The organism is Mesorhizobium muleiense (assembly GCF_900099905.1).
Lineage (GTDB): Bacteria > Pseudomonadota > Alphaproteobacteria > Rhizobiales > Rhizobiaceae > Mesorhizobium > Mesorhizobium muleiense.
The window spans coordinates 1-25,858 of record NZ_FNEE01000003.1 but is presented as its reverse complement, the minus strand read 5'-3'; the positions used below and the strand labels follow the sequence as shown (position 1 = coordinate 25,858).

The following is a 25,858-nucleotide window of genomic DNA, read 5'->3' as shown; positions in this document are numbered from 1 at the left end:
CGATTACGGCGAAGGCGGACTCAAGAACGGGAAGCGAACATGGCTCACAAGACCCTGATCGCGCCATCTGTGCTGGCGTCGGATTTTTCGAAGCTCGGCGACGAGGTCGAGGCGGTGGTGGCGGCCGGCGCCGACTGGATCCATCTCGACGTCATGGACGGGCATTTCGTGCCCAACATCACCTTCGGCCCGCCGGTGATCAAGGCGATCCGCAACCGCACCAAAACCTTCTTCGACTGCCATCTGATGATCGCGCCGGCCGATCCCTATCTGCAGGCGTTTGCCGAAGCCGGCTGCGACGGCATGACGGTGCATGCCGAGGCCGGGCCGCATCTCGACCGTTCGTTGCAGACGATCAGGGACCTCGGCAAGCAGGCCGGCGTGTCGCTCAACCCGGCGACGCCGGAAACGGCGATCGAATATGTGCTCGACCGGCTCGATCTGATCCTGATCATGACCGTCAATCCGGGTTTTGGCGGCCAGGCCTTCATTCCAGAAGTCGTCGACAAGGTGAAGCGGGTGAAGGCGCTGATCGGCAATCGGCCGATCCGGATCGAGATCGACGGCGGCATCTCGTCGCAAACAGCACCTTTGGTCACCGCAGCCGGCGCCAGCGTGCTGGTCGCCGGTGCGGCTATCTTCAAGGGCGGCAGCGTCGAAGCCTATCGGGCGAACATCGAGGCGATCAGGACAGCGGCCGACCAGGTGGCCGGCTGACGCAGCCGCTGCCGGCGCGCCGTCACCGGCACGCGCTGTTCTCCCAGCCGGTCAGGAATTCGTTGGCCGACGCCGGTGCGCTTGTGCTCGTGACATGCGATCCCCAGCCAAAATGGCCTTGTCCATTTTTGGCGATCTTATTGGCATATCCAAAACTACCATCCATATTCTCTGTCTCACCCTCATGTCTCTCCGGACCCTCCCGCAGGCTCCTCTTCGACGATCGGATCGATGAACCGCAGCCCTTTCTTCGCTGACCTGCTGAACACCATCGCCGACCGCGGTCGGATGATGCTGAACCTCGTGCGCGGTGACGAGCCGGTTTCGGCCGACAGCCTGGCACGTCTGTGCGTCCGTCTGCTTTCCAGCCAGGGCGAGGCATCGGGCGTCGCCTATGCAAGAGAAATACTCGATCGCTGGCGCACCCTCGGCGCCGACGGCAGGCTGGCTTTCCTGCATGTGCTGCGCGATCGTTTCGGCACCGATCACGCCAGGCTTGCCGCCGCGGTGGATGCTTATCGCGCCACGCCGGACGATCGCTCGGCACTTGCCCTGCACGACGCCGCCGAGCCGGCCAGGCAGGAGCTCCTGCGCCGTCTGAACCTGGCGCCCGGCGGCATCGAGACGCTGGTGCGCATGCGCGAGGATCTGCTCGCCCGGCTCCCCACATCGCCCGATCTCGCCATCGTCGATGCCGACTTCACCCACCTGCTGTCGTCGTGGTTCAACCGCGGCTTCCTGGTGCTGCGGCGGATCGACTGGTCGACGCCGGCCAACATCCTGGAAAAGATCATCCGCTACGAGGCGGTGCATGCCATCCACACCTGGGACGATCTGCGCCGCCGGATCGAGCCGGCCGACCGGCTCTGCTATGCGTTCTTTCATCCGCAGCTCGGCGACGAGCCGCTGATCTTCGTCGAGGTCGCGCTGACCCGGGCGATGCCGACGACGATCGCCGAGCTGCTCGCCGATGAGCGGCCGCCGGTGCCGCCCCGGCTGGCCACGACGGCGGTGTTCTATTCCATCTCCAACTGCCAGGAGGGCTTGCGCGGCATCTCCTTCGGCAATTTTCTGATCAAGCAGGTGGTCGAGGATCTGCGCCGCGACCTTCCCGGCCTGACCGATTTCGTCACGTTGTCGCCAGTGCCGGGCTTTGCCCGCTGGCTGGCCGAGCAGGCCGAAACCATCCCCTCCGCCGCCGAAGTGCTGGACCTCGTCGCCGTCGAGGGTTGGCATGCGGACGCTGCCGCTCGCGACCGCGTCGGCCCGGCGCTGCTTCCTCTTGCGGCACAGTATTTCCTCGAATCCCGCACCGCGTCTGGCAAGGTGATCGACCCGGTCGCCCGGTTCCATCTCGGCAATGGCGCGCGGCTGGAGCGCATCGACCTTTTCGGCGATCTGTCGCCCCGCGCCTTGCGTCAGGCGCATGGCCTGATGGTCAATTATCGCTACAAGCTCGACGACATCGAGAAGAACCACGAGTTGTTCGCCGCCAGGAACGATGTGGCGGCCGCGCCGGCCGTGCGCCGCCTGCTGCCGAAACCGGCGAGACCGTCTGCACCGCGGCTTCCGGCGCCAGCCCAGGTGATTGGGGACAAGAGGGACACTTGAACAACCACCCGCTTCAGGCTGCGGGCCGAACGGCTGATACCTTAGGCGCCCTTTGCGACACCGACCTCGAAAACCCTCTTGCCTTCTATCCAGACGCCCTTGACGTCCAATTCGTCCGACAGCGCAACGATATCGGCGGCGGTGCCGTTGGCGAACCGCCCGAGCCGGTGTGATTGGCCGATCGCCTGCGCCGGATAGAGCGAAGCCATGCGCAGCGCCTCCGACAGGTCCAGTCCGACGACGCGGTGGACGAAGCGGATGGCGGCGATCATGTCGAGATCGGCGCCGGCCAGCGTCCCGTCGGCAAGCCGCAGGCTGCCGTCCCTGCGGTAGACGGCGCGGCCGTTCAGCGTGAACGAGGTCATGTCGGTGCCGATCGTCGCCATCGCGTCGGTGACGAGGAAAATTTTTGCGGGGCCCTGCTTGGCGCGCAAAGCGATGGCCATGGTGGCGGGATCGACATGGATGCCGTCGGCGATGATCCCGGCAAACAATGTGCCTGTATCGATGGCGGCACCCGCCAGGCCCGGCTCGCGGTTGCCGATCTGGCTCATGGCGTTGAACAGATGGGTGACCATTGTTGCGCCGGCATCGGCGAACGCGCGCGCCTTGGCATAACCGGCGTCGGAATGGCCGAGGCTGACGACGATGCCGGCCTTGACCAGCGCCGAAACCCTCGCCGGCTCCACCGATTCCGGCGCTACAGTCGTCAGCAGCACCGGCAGGATTTTCCGCGCCGCAATCAGCATCGCCTGGTCGGCATCCAGCATCGGCCGGATCAGCGCCGGGTCATGCGCGCCCTTACGGGCGACCGACAGATGCGGGCCTTCGAGATGCAGGCCCAAAAAGCCAGGCACGTTTTGCCTTGCGGCCTCGGCACCGGCGGCAACCGCCGCTGCGGTGATCTCAGGCGTGTCGGTGATCAGCGTCGGCAGCAGCGCGGTCGTGCCGAACGGCGCGTGCGCCCGGCAGATGGTTTCGATCGAAGCAACATCGGGATGGTCGTTGAGCATGATGCCGCCGCCGCCATTGACCTGCAGGTCGACGAAGCCCGGTGCCAGCATGCCGCCGCCGGATTCGATCCGCACGACGCCGGTCGGAACGGCTCCGGTGGCAACGATGGCCTCAACGAGACCGTCTCGCACGACAAGGGCAGCGTCGTCGTGCCAGTCGTCGCCGTCAAAAATCCGGGCGCCAGTCAGGGCAAAACGGTCGCTCATATGGTTTCCGTCACCTTGCGAAGATTGGGCGGCGTGTCCGGATCGAGACCGCGATGGCGGGCAAAGGCCTCGACGAAGCCATAGAAGGACACGATCAGCGTCAGCGGGTCGGTCAGTGGATGGCCGGTGGCGACATGCGGCAGGTGCTGAGCGCTTGTCGCCTTGTACGAAGTCACGAAGACGGCCGCGCCCTTGGCCGCCAGGCTATCGGCGGCCTCCGCGACCGACGGCTCGGAAGCATCGCGGGCGGCGAGCGCCAGCACCGGAAAGTCAGGCCCGACCAGCGCCAGCGGGCCATGCATGACTTCGGCTGCACTATAGGCCTCGGCGTGCATGGCGCAGGTTTCCTTGAATTTCAGCGCCGCCTCATTGGCGATCGCCGCGGACGGACCACGACCGAGGATGAACAGAGACTTCTGCGTCTCAAGGGCGCTGGCCAGCGCCATCCAGTCGCAGGCGATCGCCTTGCGGAAATGTTCCGGCAAACGGGCGAGCGCTGCCAGCAACTTGTCGTCGCCGGTGCTATGCGCCATCAAGGCGAGGCCGGCGACGGCTGAATTGACGAAGGTCTTCGTCGCCGCGACGCTGCGCTCCGGGCCGGCCAGGATGTCGATGGCATAATCGCAGGCCCGCGCCAGCGGCGAATCGGCGGTGTTGGTGATGGCGACGGTCAGCGAACCGCCGGCTCTCGCGGCTTGCGCCAGGGCGACGATATCCGGGCTCTTGCCCGACTGCGAGATCGCCAGGCAGGCCGAGCCGGCCAGCTTGAGCCTGGCGCCATAGATCGAAGCGATCGACGGGCCGACCGACGCGACGGCAAGGCCGGCGGTCAGTTCCACCGCATACTTCATGAAGGTGGCGGCATGGTCGGAGGAGCCGCGCGCCACGGTGACGACGAAGTTTGGGTCGCGCTCGCGAATGCCGCGCCCGGCCTCGATCAGCACTGCCGCCGAACCGTCGAGCAGGCGCGCGGTGGCCTCCGGGATCTCCTCGATCTCGCGCCGCATATGGGTAATCCCCATTTGGGTGTTTACTGTGCTCATGGCCGGCCCTCTTCGCCCGGCCCGCTCAGCCGGAGCTCGGCGACGAAATCATAGGCGTCGCCCCTGTAGATCGAGCGGGTGAATTCGATCACCTTGCCGCTCGCCAGATAGGAAATACGCTCGATGTGCAGGCCGGCAATGCCTGACGGCACTTCGAGCAGGCGCGCGTCGTCGTCGCCGAGATTGGCGGCGGAGATGCGCTGCACTGCCCGCACCGGCCGATGGCCGGTCGTTTCAAGCGCCGCGTAGAGCGACGACCCGATCGCCGCCGGGTCGGGCAGCACGCTGGCAGACAGTGCCGCGCGCTCGATCGCCAGCGGCGTATCGTTGGCAATGCGCAGCCGCGCCACCCGCGCCACCAGTTCGTTCGACGACAGGCCGAGCACCATCATCTCGTCCGGCGAGGGCGCATAGAGGCCGCGGTCGAGCCAGGCCGAACGCACCGCCATGCCGCGCCGCGCCATATCCTCGGTGAAGGACGTCAGCCGCGACAGCGACTGCTCGACGCGCTCCATCCGCGGCGCGACGAAGGTGCCGGAGCCGTGACGCTGGACAAGGATGCCGCCCTTGACCAGATCCTGCACCGCCTTACGCACGGTGACCCGCGAAATGTCGGCCTTGCTGGCGATGTCGCGCTCGGACGGCAGCGCGTCGCCCGGCCCGATCAGGCCGCGATTGACCGCGTCCTCGATGCTCTTCCTGAGCTGCAGATAGAGCGGCGCGCCGCTTTGCGCCGACTGTTTCAGCATGGCGAAGATCTGATCGGCGGCCTCGCTCATCGCGTTGCCTCCGCTGCTTTGGCGAAGACACGCACCGCCATCTGCACGGCGCCGCCCAGCGCATCGTCGAGCGGCGGCTTCAGCAGCGCCCGGTAGCGCGCCGACAGGCGTGGTGCATACAGCGGCGCCAGCCCGCCAAGCAGGCAGAGCGGATCGTCGTCGCCGAGATCGAGCACGCCAAGTGCTGCCTCGACATCGGTGATTGCCTTGTCGAGGATCCAGTTGGCGACGATGTCGCCCTTTTCGGCATGCTCGAAAACCTTGGGCGCGAAGCCGCCGAAATCGCCGGGTTTTGCGTTGGTGGTGAACTCGACCAAATCCTCGGGATTGTCGCGGAAGATGGCGAGCATGGCCTGCGTCAGCGGCGATCCCTGGCGGATGCCGTCATAGGCGAGCAGCGTCTGCTCGAGCAGGTCGCGGCCGATGCGGGCGCCGCTGCCCTGGTCGCCAACCTGGAATCCCCAGCCGCCGATGGCGCGCGACTTGCCGTTTTTGCGCGCCATGTAGGCGGTGCCGGTGCCGAGGATGGCCATGGCGCCGTCACCGGAGCCGACCGCGCCTTCCAGCGCGATCTCGGCGTCGGTCTCGACGCGGCTGACGCTGAACGGCAGGATCGCTTCGAGCTGCTGCCTGTAGGTGCCGACATTGGCGCCGGCGAGGCCGAGGATGGCCGGGGTCTGCGGGATCAGTTCGGGGTCCTGCCCGGCGGCGACAAAGGCCTGCCTTGCCGCCTCTACGATGTTGGCCCTGGCGCCGGTGAGATCGGTGCGGATGTTGGCCGCACCGCTCTTGGCGCGGCCGACGACAGTCCCGTCCACCGTTGCAAGAGCCGCCCTGCAGCTGGTGCCGCCGCCATCGATGCCAAGCACGAATTTCACACGATTTCTCCTCCTGGCGGATAATACCAATAAAATACCAATAGCCAAGGCTTAATTTTCGTTTCAAAAAGATTAAGGCGTATATTATTGAAAAACCTATGCATTTTGACGAAAGGCCAGTTCCGAGGCAGGGAAATCGCTAATGCGTGTGGACAAGTGGTATTTTTTTGGTATTGTTTTCTGGATTGGAGGGAAAGCGGATGGCCGAAACGCGTACCGAAGCGCTTCACCAGAATGCCGAGGGGCTGGACATCCAGGCTCCGGACGCCATCCTTTCCTCGTTGGCCAACGCGCAGATCGAGGCCGCCAAGGCGGTGCGCGGCGCCGTTCCGGCCATCGCCAAAGCCGCTGAGATCATCGCCAGCCGGCTGAACAGCGGCGGCAAGCTCGCTTACGCGGCAGCCGGCAGCTCGGGCCTGATGGCGCTCGCCGATGCGCTGGAGCTGCCGGGCACCTTCGGCATTCAGCGCGACCGTATCGCCATCCTGATCGCCGGTGGCGACGATGCCTTCAAGGCACTGGCCGGCGGGCCGGAGGACGACACCGACGAAGCCTCGGCAGCGGTTGCCGCTGCCGGCATCGGCGAGGGCGACTGCCTGATCGCGGTCTCGGCCAGCGGCTCGACGCCCTATGCGGTCAGGGCGCTCGAGGAAGCCCGGGCCCGGGGGGCGGCGACCATCGCCATCGCCAACAACAAGAATGCGCCGCTGCTTCGGCTGGCCGACATCGCCATATTGCTCGAAACGCCGCCGGAGCTGATCGCCGGCTCGACGCGCATGGGCGCCGGCACCGCCCAGAAGATTGCGCTCAACATGCTGTCGACGCTGGCCGCCATCCATCTTGGCCATGTCCATGACGGCTATATGGTCAATCTCATGGCCGACAACATCAAGCTGCGCGACCGCGCTGCCCGCATCGTCGCCGCCATCAGCGGACGCGACAGGGACGATGCGGCGCGCCTGCTCGAGATCAGCGGCGGCGCCGTCAAGACCGCCATTCTGCTCGCCGCCGGCGCCGCCAGCGCCGATGCGGCGCAGAAGATGCTGGAAGGGACCGGCCAGAAGCTGCGCCCGGCGCTTTCCGCGATCGAGGGGAGCATGAGGCAGAAAGCCTCTGTTCTCAAAACCGAACCTGAAAAAGGTCAACAGGGAGACTGAGCATGACAACCAAACTACTGACGGCACTGCTTCTCGGCACCAGCATTCTCGGCTCGGCCGGAATGGCCTATGCCCAGGACGTAACGCTCAACATCGAAAGCTGGCGCGGCGACGACCTTGCCATCTGGAAGGACAAGCTGATCCCGGCTTTTGAGGCCAAGAACCCGGGCATCAAGGTGGTGTTCGCGCCGTCGGCGCCGACCGAATATGACGCCGCGATGGGCGCCAAGCTCGCCGCCGGCTCGGCGGGCGACCTGATCACCTGCCGCCCGTTCGACAAGTCGCTGGAGCTGTTCAAGAAGGGCAATCTTGCCGATATCTCGACGCTGCCCGGCATGGAGAATTTTTCCGACGTCGCCAAGGCCGCCTGGCAGACCGACGACGGCAAGTCGAGCTTCTGCGTGCCGATGGCTTCCGTCATCCATGGCTTCATCTATAACAAGGACGCCTTCGACCAGCTCGGCATCAAGGTGCCGACGACCAATGAGGAATTCTACGCCGCGCTCGATAAGATCAAGGCCGATGGCACCTACATCCCGATGGCGATGGGCACCAAGGACCTCTGGGAAGCCGCGACAATGGGCTACCAGAACATCGGCCCGAACTACTGGAAGGGCGAGGAAGGCCGCACCGCGCTGATCAAGGGCGAGCAAAAACTGACCGACCCGCAGTGGGTCGCGCCGTTTGCCGAACTCGCCAAATGGAAGCCCTATCTCGGCGACGGCTTCGAGGCGCAGACCTATCCGGACAGCCAGAACCTGTTTACCCTCGGCCGCGCCGCCATCTACCCGGCCGGCTCGTGGGAGATCGGCCTGTTCAACACCCAGGCGCAGTTCAAGATGGGCGCGTTCCCGCCGCCGGTGCAGAAGGCCGGCGACACCTGCTACATCTCAGACCACACCGACATCGGCATGGGCCTCAATGCGGCGTCGAAGAATGCCGATGCAGCCAAGACCTTCCTGACCTGGGTCGCCTCGCCGGATTTCGCCACCATCTACGCCAACGCGCTGCCGGGCTTCTTCAGCCTGAACAAGACGCCGGTGAAGATGGAAGACCCGCTGGCCCAGGAATTCGTCTCCTGGCGCGACAAGTGCAAGTCGACGATCCGCTCGACTTACCAGATCCTGGGCCGCGGTACGCCGAACCTCGAAAACGAGACATGGGTTGAATCGGCTAACGTCATCAATGGCACCGATACGCCGGAAGCTGCCGCCAAGAAGCTGCAGGACGGCCTCGACAGCTGGTATAAGCCGGCGAAGTAAGAGTGCAGATAGAAGCAAGGCCGTCGCAAGTGGACGGCTCTGCTTTTTTCGATAGCATCGACTGCAACCGACGGCGCCGCCCCTCATCCGCCTGCCGGCACCTTCTCCCCGTATAGTGACGGGGAGAAGGGAGAAGCTCCGGCGCTGACGCCCCCCTCTCCCTGTCCTTCACGGGGAGAGGGTAAGGGTGAGGGGCAGCGCTGCCGTCGAAAGCATCGCAAGAACCTGATCGGCGGGGACCGAACGCATGGCCGCAGCACCGAAACGACCGTTCCGCTGGCATATCGTCGTCTTCCTGGCGCCGGCGGTGCTGGTCTATTCCGCGATCATGATCCTGCCGCTGGCCGGCACGCTACAGCTCTCGCTGTTCCGCAACATAGACCAGTCCCAAATCTTCGTGGGGCTGGCAAACTTCCGCACGCTGTTCGGCGATCCTAACTGGTCCGTGGGCTTCTGGAACGCTCTCCGGAACAATGTCTGGTTCTTCATCATCCATATGATCGTGCAGAATCCGATCGGCGTGCTTCTGGCCGCACTGCTGTCCAGCCCGCGGCTGAGATTCTCCGCCTTCTACCGCACGGCGATCTTTGTGCCGACGATCCTGTCCTTCGTCATCGTCGGCTTCGCCTGGAAGCTGATCCTGTCGCCGCTGTGGGGCGTGGCGCCGAACCTGATGGATCTTGTCGGCCTCAAAAGCCTGTTCACGCCGTGGCTCGGCAAAGAACAATATGCGCTGACCACGCTCAGCCTGATCTCGGTGTGGCAGTTCGTCGGCATCCCGATGATGCTGATCTATGCCGCGCTGCTGTCGATCCCCGAGGAGGTGATCGAAGCGGCCGAATGCGACGGCATCACCGGCATGTCGCAGTTCTGGAAGATCAAGCTGCCGCTGATCCTGCCGTCGATCGGCATCATCTCGATCCTCACCTTCGTCGGCAATTTCAACGCCTTCGACCTGATCTACACCGCGCAAGGCGCGCTTGCCGGGCCGAATTACTCGACCGATATTCTCGGCACCTTCCTCTACCGCGCCTTCTTCGGGTTCCAGCTGCAGGTCGGCGATCCCAACATGGGCGCGGCGATCGCCACGATGATGTTCCTGATCATCCTTGGCGGCGTCTGCGTCTACCTGTTCCTCGTCCAGACGCGCCTGCGTCGCTATCAGTTTTAGGGGGCCGATATGTCGAGCTTGAATACCCCCCTCTGGCCTGCCCTCTTTGCCACCACTTGGCATCTCCCCCTCAAGGGGGGAGATTGGCAGCTTCAGCCCGGCGACTTCTCTTGCAACGTTGATGAGTGGCGAAAGCAATGCTGCAGTCCAATCTCCCCCCTTGAGGGGGAGATGTCCGGCAGGACAGAGGGGGGCGCCCTGGCGCCATCCTTTGGAAATGCAGCTCGTCAGGAGACTTTCCAATGAGCACGGCAACCCACTCCCTGCCCCGCACCATTGGCGCCCATGCGGTGCTGTTGACCTACACGGTGATCGCGCTGTTTCCGGTGATCATCGTCATCATGAATTCGTTTAAATCCCGCGCCGGCATCTTCGGCGCGCCGTTGACGCCGCCGACCCCGAAAACCTTCGACCTGATCGGCTACACCACCGTCATCGGCCAGGGCGATTTCATCCACTATTTCCAGAACAGCCTTGTCGTCACCGTCGCTTCGCTGTTCTTCGTGCTGCTGTTTGGCGCGATGGCCGCCTTTGCGCTGTCGGAATACCGTTTTCGCGGCAATTCGCTGATGGGGCTTTATCTCGCCCTCGGCATCATGATCCCGATCCGCCTCGGCACCGTCGCCATCCTGCAATTGATGGTGGCGAGCGGACTGGTCAACACGCTGACGGCGCTGATCCTGGTCTATACGGCGCAAGGCCTGCCGCTCGCCGTCTTCATCCTGTCGGAATTCATGAAGCAGGTCTCCGATGATCTGAAGAATGCCGGACGCATCGACGGCCTGTCCGAATACACCATCTTCTTCCGGCTGGTGCTGCCGCTGGTGCGGCCGTCGATGGCGACGGTCGCCGTCTTCACCATGATCCCGATCTGGAACGATCTGTGGTTTCCGCTGATCCTGGCGCCGTCGGAGGAGACCAAGACGGTGACGCTCGGCGCGCAACTGTTCCTCGGCCAGTTCGTCACCAACTGGAACGCGATCCTGGCCGCACTGTCGCTGGCGATCATGCCGGTGCTGATCCTCTACGTCATCTTCTCGCGGCAGCTGATCCGCGGCATTACTTCGGGAGCCGTCAAGTGAGCTCGGAAAAATCTCTTCGCGTCGTCGTCGCCGGGCTCGGCAACATGGGCCGCAGCCATGCGCTGGCCTATCATACCAACCCCGGCTTCCAGATCGCGGCGCTGGTCAACCGCTCGGACGTGCCGTTGCCGCCTGGGCTTTCCGGCTATGGCACCAGGCGCTCCTTCGACGAGGCGCTGCGCGAGGAAAAACCAGATATCGCCTGCATCGCCACCTATTCCGACAGCCACGCAGACTATGCGGTCAAGGCGTTCGAGGCCGGCTGCCATGTCTTTGTCGAAAAGCCGCTGGCGACGACGGTGGCGGATGCCAAACGCGTCGTTGCGGCAGCCAAGGCCAACGGCAGAAAACTGGTGATCGGCTACATCCTGCGCCATCACCCGTCCTGGATCAGGCTGATCGCCGAGGCGCGCAAGCTCGGCGGTCCTTACGTGTTCCGCATGAACCTCAACCAGCAATCCTCCGGCCATAGCTGGCAGACGCACAAGCAGTTGATGCAGACGACGTCGCCGATCGTCGATTGCGGCGTGCATTATCTCGACGTGATGCTGCAGATCACCGACGCCAGGCCGGTCGAGGTACGCGGCATGGGGCTGAGGCTGAGCGACGAGATTGCGCCAAAAATGTACAATTACGGCCATCTGCAGGTGCTGTTCGACGACGGTTCGGTCGGCTGGTACGAGGCCGGCTGGGGGCCGATGATCTCGGAAACCGCGTTCTTCGTGAAGGACGTGATCTCGCCGAACGGCTGCGTGTCGATCGTCATGAAGGAGGGCGTCAGATCCGACGACATCGACACCCACACCAGGACCTCAACGATCCGCCTGCACAGCGCGGCGACCGGCGCGGACGGCAAGTTCGCCAAAGCGGATGAGATGCTGTCGATGGAAGGCGAACCCGGCCATCAGGATCTCTGCGACCGCGAACAGGCTTTTCTGCTCAAGGCGATCCGCGAGGATATTGATCTGACCCGCCACATGGGCGACGCGGTGAAGTCGCTCGCCGTCTGCCTTGCCGCCGACGAGAGCGTGCGCAGCGGGAAGGCGGTGCGATTGTGAGAGGGGTCGAGTTCCACGCCACCCCCCTCTGTCCTGCCGGACATCTCCCCCGCAAGGGGGGAGATCAGCTGTCGGTGTCGCTTTCGCTAGTTATCAGCGCCGCAGAATGGCGCGAGGCCTCGAAGCTGCCAATCTCCCCCCTTGCGGGGGAGATGGCCGGCAGGCCAGAGGGGGGTGCCTTGGCGCCAACATCCGCCGAGATGCCAAAAGAGGGCAGGCCAGAGGGGGGTGCCTTGGCGCCCACATTCCAATCCGGAGGAACGCCGTGGGCTCGCTGAATATCGAGAATGTGAAGAAGGCGTTTGGGCCGGTCGAGGTGCTGAAGGGCATCAACCTCGAAGTGACCGATGGCGAATTCGTCGTCTTCGTCGGCCCCTCCGGCTGCGGAAAATCGACCTTGCTCAGGGTCATCGCCGGGCTGGAGGATTCGACCTCGGGCCGTGTTGTCATCGACGGGGCGGACGTCTCCGCAACCCCGCCGGCCAAGCGCGGCATCGCCATGGTGTTCCAGACCTATGCGCTCTACCCGCATTTGACGGTGAAGAACAATATGGGCCTTGGCCTCAAGCAGGCGGGCACGCCGGCGACCGAGATCGACCGCCGCATTGGCATCGCCTCCTCGATGCTGTCGCTGGAGCCGTATCTGGCCAGGCGGCCGGCCGAGCTGTCCGGCGGCCAGCGCCAGCGCGTCGCCATCGGCCGCGCCGTGGTGCGTGAGCCCAAGCTTTTCCTGTTCGACGAGCCTTTGTCCAACCTCGATGCCGCACTGCGCGTCAACACCAGGCTGGAGATCGCGCAGCTGCATCGCCGGCTGAAGGCGACGATGATCTATGTCACCCACGACCAGGTCGAGGCGATGACGCTGGCCGACAAGATCGTCGTGCTCAACGCGGGCAAGATCGAGCAGATCGGCGGACCGATGGAGCTTTACAATGCGCCGGCGAATGAGTTCGTCGCCGGCTTCATCGGCTCGCCGAAGATGAATTTCGTCGACGGCGCCAGGCTTGGCGAGACGGCCAAGACCATCGGCGTCCGTCCCGAGCATTTGACCGTCGATGCGAAATCCGGCGCCTGGAAAGGCACGGTCGTCCATGCCGAGCACCTCGGCGCCGACACCAACCTCTATCTCGACTGCGAAAAGGCCGGCCTGATCACCGTGCGCATTTTTGGCGTCTACAACGCCGAGCCGGGAGCGACGCTTTATGCGACGCCGGATCCGGCGAAGACTTATCGGTTTGGAGCGGATGGCAAGGTGCTGAAGTAGCGCGCCCCTTTCTCCTTCTCCCCCTGTGGAACAAGGTGGATCGGCGCGCAGCGCCGAGACGGATGAGGGGTGTTGGACGGAGTGCTGTCGGTGCCAAGCTGGAGCACCCCTCATCCGACCGCTTCGCGGCCACCTTCTCCCACAAGGGGAGAAGGCAGAGCGCCCCTACTCGTCCGCCTTGAACGTCTGCTTCTGCATGCCCAGCCCTTCGATGCCGAGCTCGACGACGTCGCCGGGCTTCAGGAACACCGGCGGCTTCATGCCCAGCCCAACGCCGGGCGGCGTGCCGGTCGAGATGATGTCGCCAGGATGCAGCGACATGAACTGGCTGAGATAGGAGACCAGGTGGGCGACGCCATAGACCATGGTTTTGGTCGAGCCGTTCTGCATCGTCTTGCCGTTGACCTTCAGCCACATCGGGATGTTCTGCGGGTCCTGGATCTCGTCCTTGGTCACCAGCCACGGGCCGATCGGCCCAAAGGTGTCGCAGGACTTGCCCTTGGTCCACTGGCCCTGGCGCTCGGCCTGGAAGGCGCGCTCGGACACGTCATGCGCGACGCAGTAGCCGGCGACATAATCCAGCGCCTCGGCCTCGGTGACGTATTTGGCGGTTTTGCCGATGACCACGCCAAGCTCGACTTCCCAGTCGGTCTTGACCGAGCCGCGCGGGATCAGCACGTCGTCGTCGGGCCCGACGATGGCCGAGCTTGCCTTCATGAAGATGATCGGCTCCGGCGGCACGGTGGCGCCGGTCTCGGCGGCGTGGTCGGAATAGTTGAGGCCGATGCAGATGAATTTGCCGGTGCCGGCGACGCAGGCGCCGATACGCGGATTGCCGGAAACCGCCGGCAGCGATTGCGGATCGAGCTTCGACAATGTCTCGAGCGATGCCGGGTCGAGCGCCTTGCCGGCAATGTCGGTGACATGGCCGGAGAGGTCGCGGATCGTTCCATCCGCATCGAGCAGGCCGGGGCGTTCGCTCCCCGCTTCGCCATAGCGCAGCAGTTTCATTCTTTTTCTCCTGATTGCGGCGCAGAGGCCGTTTGCAAACTCAGAGTTTTCAAATGGCCTCTTAGATCGACCAGCCACCGTCGATATTATAAGCCTGTCCCGACGTATAGGTGGCGCCGGCCAGATAGACGGCGAGATCGGCGATTTCCTCTGGTGTGCCGAGGCGGCCCATTGGCTGGCGTGCGATGAAGGCGGCGCGGGCTGCCTCGTAGTCGCCCTGCGCATGCATGCGGTCCTCCAGCGACGGGCTCTCGACCGTGCCCGGGCAAATGGCGTTGCAGCGTATGCCCTTGCCGACATAGTCGGCGGCGACCGATTTGGTCAGCCCGATGACGGCAGCCTTGGTCAGCCCATAGACGAAGCGGTTGGGCACGCCCTTGGTCGAGCCGGCCAGCGACGCCATGTTGATGATCGAGCCGTCGCCGCGCTCCAGCATGCCGGGCAGCACCGCGCGGATGGTGCGGATCATCGAGCGGACGTTGAGATCATAGGCAAAATCAAGATCGGCGTCCTTCATCTCGAGGATCGATCCGGAGTGGACGAAGCCGGCGCAGTTGAACAGCACATCGACGGCGCCGATCTCGGCGAAGGCAGTTTCGACCGCCTCGTCGTTCAGCACGTCGAGCTTGCGGGTGTTGATCCCGGGGGTCTTGCCGAGTTCGGCGAGCAGCACCTCGTTGATGTCGGTGGCGTGGACGACAGCGCCCGCCTTGGCGAAAGCCAGCGCGCTCGCCCGGCCGATGCCTTGCGCTGCCGCCGTGACGACAACGATCTTGCCTGCCAGATCCGCCATGCCTTTTTTCTCCCTCTGTGGCCGCCGGTTCTTACCGGCACGCGGCCAAGGCGCAATGTGCCAGCTACCATGCCGCCTATTCCGATGCTCGCCTGCAGGCCAAATGTTTTTTCTCGGTAAAGAACATCTTTTGGCCCGTCAAGCCCCGGAGATCTCCCAGCCTTTCCGGGCTTTGGTGCCGCCCCTCACCTGCCTGCCGGCATCCTCTCCCCGCATAGTGACGGGGAGAGGGGCGCTGTCATCGATGGTTTTCGCCAAAATCCAACGCTGTAGAATGTGCGCCGAGGCTGCGGCCAGCCCTTTCTCCCCGTCACTATACGGGGAGAAATGCCCGGCAGGGCAATGAGGGGCGGCGCCGACGTCGACAATCGACACCACGCTCAGTCGCCGTAGGGCACCCAGACGTTCTTGACCTCGACGGCACGGCGCAGCAACGCATCGCCGGCTGCCTCGGTCGACGTCCAGTCGAGGCTGCGGCCATTGCCGGTCCAGACACGCTTGAGATTCCCGACGGAGTCGGCTTCGGCCCTGGCGCAGGTCTCGGCATCGGCGAACAGCCAGAGCCCGTCGACATCGTCATGCCTGGCCAGCACGCCGGCGAGCTCGGCGCTGCGGCCGGTGACGATGTTGATGGCGCCGGCCGGAACGTCGGAATATTCGATGACCTGGTAGAGATCGGTGGCAAGCAGCGGATATTTTTCCGAAGGCACCGCGACCACGGTGTTGCCCATGGCCAGCGCCGGCGCCACCAGCGAGATCAGGCCGAGCAAAGGCGCATTGTCTGATACCACGATGCCGACGACGCCGACCGGCTCATGCAGCGCCAGCGTGACGGCGCGGGCCGGCGGCTGGTGGACGCGGCCCTCGAACTTGTCGGCCAGGCCGGCATAGAGGAACAGCCGCTCGATCGATTGGTCGACCTCGTCGCGCGCGGCCTTGGCGGTGGCGCCGGTAAGCTCCGTGAGGCGCGCGCCAAATTCATCGACACGGCCGGACAGGTTTTCGGCCAGATAATACAGCACCTGGCTGCGGTTGTAGGCGGTCGCCTCCGGCCAGGCCTTGCAGGCACGTGCAGCCGCGACGGCATCGCGAATATCCTTGCGGCTGCCGAGACCGACCTCGCCGGCAAGCTTGCCCTTGGCGGTGGCGACGGCAAGCGAATAATTGCCGTCCGGCCGCACCTGCTTGCCGCCGATGAACAGCTTTGCCGTGCGGTCGATGGCGTCGCCTTCCGCCCGCTCGACAGGTTTTGTCGTAGCCGGTGCCGGCTTGATGGCCGGGCCGAGCGGCAGCTTTGCCGAGAGATATTCGAGCATGCCCTCGCGCCCGCCTTCGCGGCCAAAGCCGCTCTCGCGGTAGCCGCCGAAGCCGCAGGCGGCGTCGAACATGTTGGTGCCGTTGACCCAGACGACGCCGGCCTTCAATTGCGGCGCGACGTGCAGCGCAAGGTTGACGTTCTCGCTCCACACCGAGGCGGCCAGGCCATAACGCGTGTTGTTGGCGAGCTCGATCGCTTCCTCGGTGTTGCGGAAGGTCATGGTCGCCAGCACCGGGCCGAACACCTCTTCCTGCGCCAGGATGTTGGCCGGCGAAACGCCTGTCGCCAGCGTCGGCAAATGGTAATAGCCGGAGGACGGCAGCGCCACGTCCGGCTGCCAGCAGACGGCGCCCTGCTTGGCGCCTTCGGCGACCAGGCCCTTGACGCGATCGAGCTGGGTCAAGTCGACCAGCGGGCCGATATCGGTGTTCTTGTCGAGCGGGCTGCCGACACGCAGCCGGCTCATCCGCGTCTTGACCTTGGCGATGAAAGCCTCGGCGATGCCTTCCTGCACCAGCAGGCGCGAGCCGGCGCAGCAGACCTGGCCCTGGTTGAACCAGATGCCGTCGACCAATCCCTCGACGGCGCTGTCGAGGTCGGCGTCCTCGAAGACGACGAAGGCCGATTTGCCGCCAAGTTCCAGCGATATTTTTTTCCCCAACCCGGCAGTGGCTTTGCGGATGATCTTGCCGACCTCGGACGAACCGGTGAAGGCGATCTTCTGAATGCCGGGATGGTTGACGATGGCCGCTCCCGCTTCGGGTCCGCCCTGGACGATGTTGACGACACCCTTCGGCACGCCGGATCGTTCGCAGATCTCGGCGAACAGGATGGCGGTAAGCGGCGTGAACTCGGCCGGCTTGAGCACTATCGCGCAGCCGGCGGCGAGCGCCGGCGCGATCTTCCAGGCCAGCATCAAAAGCGGAAAGTTCCACGGGATGATCTGGCCGACGACGCCGACGCCCTTCTGACCCGGAAAATCCTTGTCCAGCGCCTGCGCCCAGCCGGCATGATGGATGAAATGGCGGATGGCCAGCGGCACGTCGATGTCGCGGCTTTCGCGGATCGGCTTGCCGTTGTCGATCGATTCCAGCACCGCGAACAGCCGCTGGTGACGCTGCATGGCGCGGCCGATGGCATAGAGCACTTTGGCGCGTTGGTAGCCGGTGGCTGCGGCCCATTTCGGCAGCGCCTTGGCCGCAGCCGAAACCGCCGCGTCGATCTCGGCAGCGCCGGCATCAGACACCTTGGCCAGCAATTTTCCCGAAGACGGGTCGCTGGTATCAAAAGTCTTGCCGCCGCCGGCCGCTTTCCAGTCGCCGCCGATGAACAGCGCCTTGGAAAAATCACGCGCGGCAAGCCAGGCATCGGCCTCATTGCGGGCCTCCGGCGCCGGACCGTAGTCCATGGCGTGATAGCGTTCGAGAATGTTCATGGAGCGCTCCCGATAATTGTCTTGGTGGGCGTTCCTTGGCGCCCCCCTCTGTCCTGCCGGACATCTCCCCCACAAGGGGGGAGATCGGCCTTCAACTTTGATTTCGCCAACGGCCAACCTCGAAAAAAGAGGCGCCGCCGGCGAAACAGCCAATCTCCCCCCAAGTGGGGGAGATGTCCGGCAGGACAGAGGGGGGCGCCACAGAACTCCACGTCCAAGACCTCCCGCCTCACGCCATTGCGTGGCGATGGTTGGCCGAATAATGACCGGTCAGATGGTGTTCGAGCTGGCGCTCGATGTCGGTCAAAAGGCTCGACGCGCCGAAGCGGAACAGGTCCGGCTCCAGCCACCGCCGGCCAAGCTCTTCCTTCATCAGCACCAGCCAGTCGAGCGAAGCCTTGGCGGTCGAAATGCCGCCGGCCGGCTTGAAGCCGATGAGGTAGCCGGTCTCCTCGAAATAGGCGCGGATGGCGCGCACCATGGCGAGGCCGACCGGCAGCGTCGCGTTGACGCTTTCCTTGCCGGTCGACGTCTTTATGAAATCCGCGCCCGCCATCATCGCCACCATCGAGGCAAGCATGACGTTGCGCAGCGTGGCGAGGTCGCCGGTGCCGAGAATCACCTTGAGATGCGCCTCGCCGCAGGCGGCGCGCATCGTAACGATTTCGTTGTAGAGTTCCTGCCATTTCGCGGCGAAGACCAGGCCGCGCGGAATGACGACGTCGATCTCGTCGGCGCCGTCGCTCACCGACGCTTCGATCTCCTGCAGCCGCGTCGACAGCGGGGTGAGGCCGTGCGGAAAGGCGGTGGATACGGCGGCGACATGGATGCCGCTGCCGCGCAGCGCATCGACGGCGGTGGCGACGAAGGGATGATAGACGCAGACCGCCGCCGGGCGGATCTTTTCACCCGCAATGCCGAGGCCTTCGACGATGTCGCGGCGGAACGGATTGACCGCCTTGGCGCAGAGCCGGCGCACGCGCTCGTCGGTGTCGTTCGAGTTCAGCGTCGTCAGGTCCATGCAGGCGACGGCGCGCAGCAGCCAGGCGGCCTGGTTGTCGGCCTTGATCGAGCGCCGCTTGGTCAGGCTGGCGACACGCCGTTCCAGCGCCGAGCGGTTGACGCTGCGCATCGATTCCATGAAGCCGAGATCGAGCTTCATGCCGGGGTTGCGGGCAATGCCGTGCGCTTGCGGCACCGGCGCATTGGCAGCGGTGCGCGCCGGCAGCGGCGTGATTTTGGAAGGTCCCAATCTGTCGGTACTAAGCTCTGCTTCGCGGCTGGTGCTGCTCATCTCCTGCCCCTTTGTTCGACGACTTGCGGTCGAAGATAGACCGTGAAGCAGCGCTTCACGAGTCCTTCAGGCGGTCATAGTTGAAAAAGCCTGCCGTGACATCAGCCGAACAGCGCGGCGGCGTAGAATGAAAGCAGTAGCGATCCTTCCCACCGCATCAAAAAGGCCTGCAACATTTGCGATTAGCCGTAAGCCCCCATGCCTTCGTCATCCTAGGGCGAAGCAAGGAGCGAAGCGACGCGGCGCAGACCCTAGGATCCATGCCGTTACGCCAGCCGGAGAATGCAGCGGCTCAGGATAAATGCTGATCTGTAGCGATCCTTGGCGCCCCCCTCTGTCCTGCCGGACATCTCCCCCACGAGGGGGGAGATTGGCAGCTTGGCCGCTCCGCTCAATCCTGCAACTTAGACAATTGGCGAAAGCCGGGATCACAGCCGATCTCCCCCCAAGTGGGGGAGATGTCCGGCAGGACAGAGGGGGGCGCTGTCCCGCCGACGTCAAAGGTTCAGCACCGTCGTGGCGCTCGACCGAACTGTGTCGAGGCTCTACCCGACAAACGCGCGCTCGACGACGAAGCTTGCCGGATGATGCAGCGAGCCTTCCTCGAAGCCGAGGCTTTCGGCCAGTTCCTTGACATCCCTGAGCATGTGCATCGAGCCGCAGATCATGATGCGGTCGGTCTCCGGATCGAGCTTGTCGATGCCGAGATCGGCATAGAATTTTCCCGAGCCGATCAGCGCGGTGATGCGGCCCATGCGCTCGGAGGTTTCGCGCGTTGTCGAATTGTAGAGCGTGACGCGGCCGCCGGTCAGCTCGCCGATCAGCGGGTCGTTCTCCAGCTCTGCAACCAGCTCCTGGCCGTAGGTCAGTTCGGCATTGTCGCGGCAGGTGTGGGTCAGCACAACCTGCTCGAATTTCTCAAAAGTATCGGGATCGCGCAGCAGGCTGGCGAAGGGCGCGATGCCGGTGCCGGTCGAGATCATGAACAGCCGCTTGGCCGGGGTCAGCGCGTCGACCACCAGCGTGCCGGTCGATTTTTGCCGCATGATGACGGTGTCGCCGATCTCGATCTTCTGCAGCTCAGAGGTCAGCGGGCCGTCCGGCACCTTGATCGAAAAAAATTCCAGCTCGTCGTCCCAGGCCGGGCTGGCGATCGAATAGGCACGGAACACCGGCTTTTCGGCATTGGGCAGGCCGATCATGACGAACTCGCCGGAGCGGAAGCGCAGCGACTGCGGCCGGGTGATGCGGAACGAAAACAGCCGGTCGGTATAATGCTTCACCGAGACGACGGTTTCGGCATAGACATTGGCCGGAATCGGGAACTGCAGCGGCCGGGCGCCGGCGGTGTTGAGCGCGGATGTGGTGTTCATCAAACCTAACCTTTTGGCCCAACCCGAGGGCGCTGACGCCAAACTTTCTCCTGCGCGCCCGAACCGAATCAGGTTCCGGCGTGCCGTTTGCACACTGCCAAGCGGTAAGCTCTTGTGTCCGGAATTTATTAGTATACAAATGATATTTGCGTCAAGACGCCAGGCTGAAACACCTTTCCAAACTGAGACATATCTGTAGTCCTGACATTTCGGGTTTCGACAATGGAAGAGAATTTTTCGGCGCAGACGCTGGATTCCTCGGGCAGCGTCGTCGCCGGCATCGATGTCGGCGGAACCTTTACCGACCTGCTTCTGATCGACGGCCGTGATGGCGGCAAGGTGCATATCGCCAAGACCCCGACCACCATCGACAACCAGGCCTTCGGCGTCGTTTCGGCGCTCGACGCCACCGGTTTTCCCATCCGCGGCATCGACCTCATCGTGCACGGCACGACCACCACCACCAACGCAGTGCTCGAACGCCGGCTCGCCAAAACCGGCATGATCACCACGCGCGGTTTTCGCGACGTTATCGAGCTTGGCCGGCGGACGCGGCCGCAGGCCTATGGCATGACCGGAACCTTCGTCCCGATCATTCCGCGCAATCTGCGGCTTGAAGTGTCGGAGCGCGTCGAAGCCTCGGGCGCGGTGCGCATCCCGCTCGACGAAGCCGAGATGCGGGCGGCGGTTTCACAATTGATCGCGGCCGGCTGCGAATCGCTCGTCATCCATTTCCTGCATTCCTACGCCAATCCGGCGCATGAGCGGCGCGCCGCCGAGATCGCCGCCGCGCTTTGGCCGAACAGCTACATCACGACAGGCCATGCGCTGCTGTCGGAAGCGCGCGAATTCGAGCGCGGCGTTACCGCTTCGGTCAACGCCTCGGTGCAGCCGATCCTCGAGCGCTATGTCGAGCGGCTGCGCAAGGAATTGGGGTCGAAAGGCTATGCCCGCGACTTCCTGATCATGAACGGCAATGGCGGCATGATCTCGGCCCGCTTCGTCACCCGTGAATCGGCCAAGACCGTGATGTCCGGCCCGGCCTCCGGCGTCATCGCCGCCGCCTATACCGGAAAACGCGCCGGCTTCGAAAATCTGGTCACCTACGACATGGGCGGCACCTCGACCGACGTGGCGCTGATCCGCAATGCCGAACCGGCGGTGTCGAACGAGATCGAGATCGAATATGCGATGCCGATCCATGTGCCGATGGTGGCGGTGCACACGGTCGGCGCCGGCGGCGGCTCGATCGCCCGCGTCGATGCGGCCGGCCTGATCCAGATCGGCCCGGAAAGCGCCGGCGCCAATCCCGGCCCGATCTGCTACGGACGCGGCGGCAGCGAGCCGACCATCACCGATGCCAATCTGGTGCTCGGCCGGCTGGCGCCGAAAAAGCTGCTCGCCGTCGAAAATCCGGTCACATCAGAGCACGTCACCGGCATATTCGAAGACAGGATCGGCCGCCCCACCGGCCTGTCCGGCGTCGAGGCGGCGGGTGCGGTGCTGCGGCTCGGCAACATCAAGATGGCCGGCGCCATCCGCATGGTCTCGGTGTCGCGCGGCCACGACCCGCGCGATTTCGCGCTGTTCGCCTTCGGCGGCGCAGGGCCGCTGCATGCGACGGCACTGGCGCGCGAACTCGGCCTGCCCAAAGTGCTGGTGCCGGCGCGGCCGGGTATCACCAATGCGCTCGGCTGCGTCGTCGCCGATCTCAGGCACGATTTCGTCAACACCGTCAACCAGCCGGTGGCCGGACTCGATGAAATCCAGCTTCACGAGATATTGGAACGGCACCGAAACGAAGGTGAAGAGCTGATCGGCAAAGAGGCAGTGAAGCCGGAGACGATCCGCGTCACCCATTCCGCCGACATGCAGTTCGTCGGCCAGACCCACATCATCAACGTGCCGCTGCCGTCGTCTTCGGTGACGCGCGCCGTCCTGCAGCAGCTGTTCGAAAAGGCCTATTTCGCCCGCTTCAAGGTCGAGCTGCCGGAAATCCGCGCCAATCTGGTCAACCTCAACACCTCGGTCACCGGCGTGCGGCCGGCGATCGATCTTTCGCGGCTGATCGACCCGGCTGGCCGCGCCAAAACGCTTGATGAGGCGCGCCGCGAGATCCGGCCGGTCTGGTATGGCGGGCGCTGGCACGACACGCCGGTCTATGTCAGGGAAAAGCTGCCGCTCGACGCCGTCATCGCAGGCCCTGCAATCCTCGAACAGATGGACGCGACCACCGTGCTCGAGCCCGGCGACCGGGCGCGCTCGGACGCCGACGGCAACATCATCATCGACATCGGCAATGAGTGGAGGGCCTGAGATGCAAGAGCTCGACGCCATCACGCTTTCGGTCATCCAGGCGGCGCTGCAGCAGGTCTGCGACGAGATGGACCTGTCCTTTTCGCGCGCCGCCTTCTCGCCGGTCATTGCCGAGGCCAACGACCGCTCCGACGGCATCTATTCGGCCGTCGATGGATCGCTGATCGCACAAGGCAGCCAGGGCCTGCCGGTGTTCGTCGGCGTCATGCAGTATTCGACCAGGACGGTGATCGAGATGATCGCCGACGGTCGCTGCCTGCCGCCCGAGCCAGGCGATATCTACATCGTCAACGACCCCTATCTCGGCGGCACCCATCTGATGGATGTGCGCTTCGCCATGCCGGTCTATAGGGACGGAAGAATTTTCTGCTGGCTGTCGAACACCGGCCACTGGCCCGACATCGGCGGCTCGGTGCCGGGCGGTTTTTCTGCCTCGGCAACGGCGGTCGAACAGGAAGGCCTGCGGCTGCCGCCGGTGAAACTGTTCAAGCAGGGCGTGCTCGACCGCGAGATCTACGCCATCATCTGCTCCAACATCCGGGTTGCCGACCAGCGCATCGGCGACATCCGCGCGCAGGCGGCGGCACTGCTGATCGGCCAGGACCGGCTCAATGGAATCCTGGATCGTTACGGTGACGAAACGGTCGTCGAGGCGATCGCCGAACTGCGCCGCCGCGCCGCCGAGCAGATGCGCGCCAACATATCGGCCATTCCCGACGGCATCTATCGCTCCAAGGCCTTTGTCGATTCCGACGGGGTGGTGAACGAGCCGCTGACCATTGCGCTGGCGGTGGAGAAACAAGGCGACACGCTCAGCTTCGATTTTTCGGGCTCGTCAAAACCTTGCGCCGGACCGATGAACAGCGTCCTGGCGACGACCTTGTCGTCGGTCTATCTCGCCATGCGCCACATTTTCCCCGATGTGCCGATCAGCGCCGGCGCCTTCGAGCCGCTGATCGTCAAGCGGCCGGAAGGCACTTTCCTCGACGCCAGATACCCGCGCCCGGTGTCGGGCTGTGCGGCCGAGGTTTCGCAGCGCATCGCCGAGGCAGTATTCGCGGCGATGGTGCAGGCACTGCCCGACAAGGTGACGGCGGCTCCGGCCGGCTCCAGCGGCAATTTCGCGCTCGGCGGCAACGATCCGGCGCGCGGCCGCGATTACGTCATGTACCAGATCTCCGGCGGCGGCTATGGCGGCAATGCCGGTCATGACGGCCTGACCAATGGCTGCTCAACCATTGGCATTTCAAAATCGCCGCCGGTCGAGATCATGGAGCAGGCGTTTCCGGTGCTCTATCGCCACTATGCCCTGCGCGAGGGCTCGGGCGGCGCCGGCAGGCATCGCGGCGGTTTTGGCCTCGCCTATGAGGTCGAGATCCTGCGCGGCGACGCCCGCGCCTCCTTCGTCATGGACCACGGCCGTTTCGGCCCGCAAGGCGCGCTCGGCGGCAGGGACGGCGCGGTCAACATGGTGACCGTTTTTCGCGACGGCAGGGAACATGTGCCGCCGCATCTCTCCAAGGAGCAGGACATCGCGCTGAGGGCCGGCGACCGCGTGCGCGTCGGCACGCCCGGCGGCGGCGGCTATGGCGATCCCCTGCAGCGCGATCCGGAACTGGTGCTGCGGGATGTCGCCCTGGGCTATTACACGCCCGAACAGGCCAGCGAGAAATTTGGCGTCGCTCTTTCCGCCGACGGGTCGGCAATCGACCACGCCGCCACCGAGCGGGCACGAGCAGCCGGCTGACCGCCGAAGCCGCCAATCGGCCTTGCCGCGCCGTGATCGCCGCCGCGCATGTCGTTTCCGTCTTCGCCGCGCCCACAAAACCCCGTAGACTCAGGCCCATCAACGGAGATCTGGATCATGCGCCTTTTCGGTCGTTTCTTGGCTGCCGCGTCCGTCGCCATGGCTGTCGCCACCGGTGCTGCCTCCGCCCAGGACAAGAAACTCAGGCTTGGCACCGAGGGCGCCTATCCGCCTTTCAACTATGCCAATGCCGACGGCACGCTGGGCGGCTTCGACATCGATCTCGGCAAGGCGCTGTGCGCCGAGATGAAGACCGAGTGCGAGTTCGTCGTGCAGGATTTCGACGGCTCGATCCCGGCGCTGCAGGCCGGCAAGTTCGATGCCATCATCAACATCACCATCACGCCGGAACGCGCCGAGAAGGTCGACTTCACCCACAAATACTACCAGACGCCGCCGGCCATCGCGGTGCCGAAGGATTCGACCGTCACCGGCACCTCGCCCGAGGACCTGAAAGGCAAGGCGCTTGGCGTGCAGAGCGCGACGATCCACCAGAATTTCGCCGAGCAGAAATACGCAGGCTCGACCATAAAGCCCTATCCGACAGGCGACGACGCCCGCACCGACATGGTCAACGGTCGCCTCGACGCGGTGATGGACGGCTCTATCCTGCTGACCGAATGGCTGAAAAAGCCCGAGGGCGCCTGCTGCAAGCTCCTCGGCACCCTGGCGCCAGACCCGGCCATCCACGGCCCAGGCGTCGGCATCGCGCTGCAGAAGGGCAACAAGGAACTGGCCCAAAAACTCGACGCGGCGATCGACGCGCTGCGCGCCAACGGCAAATACAAGGAAATCAACGACAAGTACTTTGCCTTCGACGTCTACGGCGAGTAGGCGGGGCTCCGAGCGGGGGGCTTGTTCAAACGCCAGGGCAATCGCTGTAGGCTGCCCCTCATCGCTACATCGCTTTCGTCATCCTGGGGCGAAGCAAGGAGCGAAGCGACGCGGCGCAGACCCCAGGATCCATGCGTGCGCCAGGCATGGCGCGTAGCGCCGTGACTGGCGCTGTTTCGGCCGCTGTGGTGGCGGTCGAGGTGACTTGGAGGTGCAAGTCCTCTGCGGGCCCGGGTGATGGGAACCGCTAGCCGAACAGCAAGGGCGTCGCCGCGAGGCGGGGTCTGAAGGAAGCTGCAAGCAAAGTGCCGGCCTGACGAACAGCAAGCGCATATGAGGCGGCCGCAACCGGGCGAGGGGGCGCATGGACCCGAAGCCCGATATCACCCCGGAGGGTGCGGCCGTAGATGCGACAGGCACATGGCACGAAGGTCA

At 64.6% G+C, this 25,858-nt stretch carries 20 protein-coding genes; 11 read left to right on the top strand and 9 right to left on the bottom strand.

Features of this window, described 5'->3' with window-relative positions; all coding sequences use genetic code 11:
- The first annotated feature begins 39 nt into the window (after positions 1–39).
- Complete coding sequence (rpe, locus tag BLT09_RS07595; RefSeq protein ID WP_091591893.1) at positions 40–717, top strand: ribulose-phosphate 3-epimerase; 678 nt, start codon at positions 40–42, stop codon at positions 715–717.
- A gap of 231 nt (positions 718–948) precedes the next feature.
- A complete protein-coding gene (locus BLT09_RS07590) occupies positions 949–2,328 on the top strand; it encodes a malonyl-CoA decarboxylase (protein WP_091591891.1) in 1,380 nt (459 codons plus the stop codon).
- A gap of 41 nt (positions 2,329–2,369) precedes the next feature.
- On the opposite strand, the gene nagA is transcribed toward BLT09_RS07590, so the two are convergent.
- Genes nagA through BLT09_RS07570 form a run of 4 tightly spaced genes read right to left on the bottom strand, consistent with a single transcriptional unit; the run spans position 2,370 to position 6,248 of the window.
- Positions 2,370–3,548: an N-acetylglucosamine-6-phosphate deacetylase gene (gene nagA / locus BLT09_RS07585; RefSeq protein ID WP_091591890.1), complete on the bottom strand. Its 1,179-nt coding sequence runs from the start codon at positions 3,546–3,548 to the stop codon at positions 2,370–2,372.
- The gene (locus BLT09_RS07580) at positions 3,545–4,555 is read right to left on the bottom strand and encodes an SIS domain-containing protein (RefSeq protein ID WP_208602487.1); all 1,011 of its coding nucleotides are present in this window, start codon (positions 4,553–4,555) and stop codon (positions 3,545–3,547) included. The genes nagA and BLT09_RS07580 overlap by 4 nt, the downstream gene beginning before the upstream one ends.
- Positions 4,556–4,587: 32 nt before the next feature.
- Positions 4,588–5,370 carry a GntR family transcriptional regulator gene (locus BLT09_RS07575; protein WP_091591886.1) on the bottom strand — a complete coding sequence of 261 codons (783 nt, stop codon included), beginning with the start codon at positions 5,368–5,370 and terminating at the stop codon, positions 4,588–4,590.
- Positions 5,367–6,248 carry a glucosamine kinase nucleotide-binding domain-containing protein gene (locus BLT09_RS07570; protein WP_091591885.1) on the bottom strand — a complete coding sequence of 294 codons (882 nt, stop codon included), beginning with the start codon at positions 6,246–6,248 and terminating at the stop codon, positions 5,367–5,369. The genes BLT09_RS07575 and BLT09_RS07570 overlap by 4 nt, the downstream gene beginning before the upstream one ends.
- Positions 6,249–6,448: 200 nt before the next feature.
- On the opposite strand from BLT09_RS07570, the gene BLT09_RS07565 reads away from it, so the two are divergent.
- From BLT09_RS07565 to BLT09_RS07530, 6 genes are all read left to right on the top strand, one after another.
- Positions 6,449–7,405, top strand: a complete 957-nt coding sequence (locus tag BLT09_RS07565) for an N-acetylmuramic acid 6-phosphate etherase (RefSeq protein WP_091591883.1) — start codon at positions 6,449–6,451, stop codon at positions 7,403–7,405.
- 2 nt (positions 7,406–7,407) lie between these two features.
- On the top strand, positions 7,408–8,667 hold the full coding sequence (locus BLT09_RS07560; protein WP_091591882.1) for an ABC transporter substrate-binding protein: 1,260 nt from the start codon (positions 7,408–7,410) through the stop codon (positions 8,665–8,667).
- Between the two features lie 247 nt (positions 8,668–8,914).
- Positions 8,915–9,838 (top strand): carbohydrate ABC transporter permease, encoded by a 924-nt coding sequence (locus tag BLT09_RS07555; protein ID WP_091591880.1) that lies wholly within the window; start codon positions 8,915–8,917, stop codon positions 9,836–9,838.
- Between the two features lie 242 nt (positions 9,839–10,080).
- The gene (locus BLT09_RS07545; protein ID WP_023801468.1) at positions 10,081–10,920 is read left to right on the top strand and encodes a carbohydrate ABC transporter permease; all 840 of its coding nucleotides are present in this window, start codon (positions 10,081–10,083) and stop codon (positions 10,918–10,920) included.
- Positions 10,917–11,978: a Gfo/Idh/MocA family protein gene (locus tag BLT09_RS07540; RefSeq protein WP_091591879.1), complete on the top strand. Its 1,062-nt coding sequence runs from the start codon at positions 10,917–10,919 to the stop codon at positions 11,976–11,978. Before BLT09_RS07545 ends, BLT09_RS07540 begins: the two co-directional genes overlap by 4 nt.
- 265 nt (positions 11,979–12,243) lie before the next feature.
- The gene (locus BLT09_RS07530; protein ID WP_091591877.1) at positions 12,244–13,242 is read left to right on the top strand and encodes an ABC transporter ATP-binding protein; all 999 of its coding nucleotides are present in this window, start codon (positions 12,244–12,246) and stop codon (positions 13,240–13,242) included.
- Between the two features lie 165 nt (positions 13,243–13,407).
- Here BLT09_RS07530 and BLT09_RS07525 read toward each other — a convergent pair whose 3' ends face one another.
- The 5 genes from BLT09_RS07525 to BLT09_RS07500 form a co-directional block, all read right to left on the bottom strand.
- Complete coding sequence (locus BLT09_RS07525; protein ID WP_091591875.1) at positions 13,408–14,253, bottom strand: fumarylacetoacetate hydrolase family protein; 846 nt, start codon at positions 14,251–14,253, stop codon at positions 13,408–13,410.
- A 61-nt stretch (positions 14,254–14,314) separates the two neighbouring features.
- Positions 14,315–15,046: an SDR family oxidoreductase gene (locus BLT09_RS07520; protein ID WP_091591874.1), complete on the bottom strand. Its 732-nt coding sequence runs from the start codon at positions 15,044–15,046 to the stop codon at positions 14,315–14,317.
- 380 nt (positions 15,047–15,426) lie between these two features.
- Positions 15,427–17,799 (bottom strand): aldehyde dehydrogenase family protein, encoded by a 2,373-nt coding sequence (locus BLT09_RS07510; protein WP_091591872.1) that lies wholly within the window; start codon positions 17,797–17,799, stop codon positions 15,427–15,429.
- A gap of 229 nt (positions 17,800–18,028) precedes the next feature.
- Positions 18,029–19,093, bottom strand: a complete 1,065-nt coding sequence (gene deoC / locus BLT09_RS07505) for a deoxyribose-phosphate aldolase (protein ID WP_091591870.1) — start codon at positions 19,091–19,093, stop codon at positions 18,029–18,031.
- Between the two features lie 545 nt (positions 19,094–19,638).
- Positions 19,639–20,466, bottom strand: coding sequence for a ferredoxin--NADP reductase (locus BLT09_RS07500; RefSeq protein WP_091591868.1), 828 nt, complete (start codon positions 20,464–20,466; stop codon positions 19,639–19,641).
- Between the two features lie 222 nt (positions 20,467–20,688).
- Here BLT09_RS07500 and BLT09_RS07495 point away from each other — a divergent pair, with 222 nt between their 5' ends.
- The 3 genes from BLT09_RS07495 to BLT09_RS07485 all read left to right on the top strand — a co-directional run bounded on the left by BLT09_RS07495 (position 20,689) and on the right by BLT09_RS07485 (position 25,423).
- On the top strand, positions 20,689–22,782 hold the full coding sequence (locus BLT09_RS07495) for a hydantoinase/oxoprolinase family protein (RefSeq protein ID WP_091591867.1): 2,094 nt from the start codon (positions 20,689–20,691) through the stop codon (positions 22,780–22,782).
- Position 22,783: 1 nt separating this feature from the next.
- Complete coding sequence (locus tag BLT09_RS07490) at positions 22,784–24,529, top strand: hydantoinase B/oxoprolinase family protein (RefSeq protein ID WP_091591865.1); 1,746 nt, start codon at positions 22,784–22,786, stop codon at positions 24,527–24,529.
- A gap of 117 nt (positions 24,530–24,646) precedes the next feature.
- Positions 24,647–25,423 (top strand): ABC transporter substrate-binding protein, encoded by a 777-nt coding sequence (locus tag BLT09_RS07485; RefSeq protein WP_091591863.1) that lies wholly within the window; start codon positions 24,647–24,649, stop codon positions 25,421–25,423.
- The last annotated feature ends 435 nt before the right edge of the window (positions 25,424–25,858 follow it).

What these genes read in the sequence shown, in the direction of transcription:
- rpe (WP_091591893.1), top strand. Translation starts at nt 40, where the DNA reads ATGGCTCACAAGACCCTGATCGCGCCATCTGTGCTGGCGTCGGATTTT.
- BLT09_RS07580 (WP_208602487.1), bottom strand. Translation starts at nt 4,555, where the DNA reads ATGCGGCGCGAGATCGAGGAGATCCCGGAGGCCACCGCGCGCCTGCTC.
- BLT09_RS07495 (WP_091591867.1), top strand. Translation starts at nt 20,689, where the DNA reads ATGGAAGAGAATTTTTCGGCGCAGACGCTGGATTCCTCGGGCAGCGTC.
- BLT09_RS07510 (WP_091591872.1), bottom strand. Translation starts at nt 17,799, where the DNA reads ATGAACATTCTCGAACGCTATCACGCCATGGACTACGGTCCGGCGCCG.
- BLT09_RS07560 (WP_091591882.1), top strand. Translation starts at nt 7,408, where the DNA reads ATGACAACCAAACTACTGACGGCACTGCTTCTCGGCACCAGCATTCTC.
- BLT09_RS07490 (WP_091591865.1), top strand. Translation starts at nt 22,784, where the DNA reads ATGCAAGAGCTCGACGCCATCACGCTTTCGGTCATCCAGGCGGCGCTG.
- nagA (WP_091591890.1), bottom strand. Translation starts at nt 3,548, where the DNA reads ATGAGCGACCGTTTTGCCCTGACTGGCGCCCGGATTTTTGACGGCGAC.
- deoC (WP_091591870.1), bottom strand. Translation starts at nt 19,093, where the DNA reads ATGAGCAGCACCAGCCGCGAAGCAGAGCTTAGTACCGACAGATTGGGA.
- BLT09_RS07555 (WP_091591880.1), top strand. Translation starts at nt 8,915, where the DNA reads ATGGCCGCAGCACCGAAACGACCGTTCCGCTGGCATATCGTCGTCTTC.
- BLT09_RS07520 (WP_091591874.1), bottom strand. Translation starts at nt 15,046, where the DNA reads ATGGCGGATCTGGCAGGCAAGATCGTTGTCGTCACGGCGGCAGCGCAA.
- BLT09_RS07565 (WP_091591883.1), top strand. Translation starts at nt 6,449, where the DNA reads ATGGCCGAAACGCGTACCGAAGCGCTTCACCAGAATGCCGAGGGGCTG.
- BLT09_RS07485 (WP_091591863.1), top strand. Translation starts at nt 24,647, where the DNA reads ATGCGCCTTTTCGGTCGTTTCTTGGCTGCCGCGTCCGTCGCCATGGCT.
- BLT09_RS07575 (WP_091591886.1), bottom strand. Translation starts at nt 5,370, where the DNA reads ATGAGCGAGGCCGCCGATCAGATCTTCGCCATGCTGAAACAGTCGGCG.
- BLT09_RS07525 (WP_091591875.1), bottom strand. Translation starts at nt 14,253, where the DNA reads ATGAAACTGCTGCGCTATGGCGAAGCGGGGAGCGAACGCCCCGGCCTG.
- BLT09_RS07545 (WP_023801468.1), top strand. Translation starts at nt 10,081, where the DNA reads ATGAGCACGGCAACCCACTCCCTGCCCCGCACCATTGGCGCCCATGCG.
- BLT09_RS07590 (WP_091591891.1), top strand. Translation starts at nt 949, where the DNA reads ATGAACCGCAGCCCTTTCTTCGCTGACCTGCTGAACACCATCGCCGAC.
- BLT09_RS07500 (WP_091591868.1), bottom strand. Translation starts at nt 20,466, where the DNA reads ATGAACACCACATCCGCGCTCAACACCGCCGGCGCCCGGCCGCTGCAG.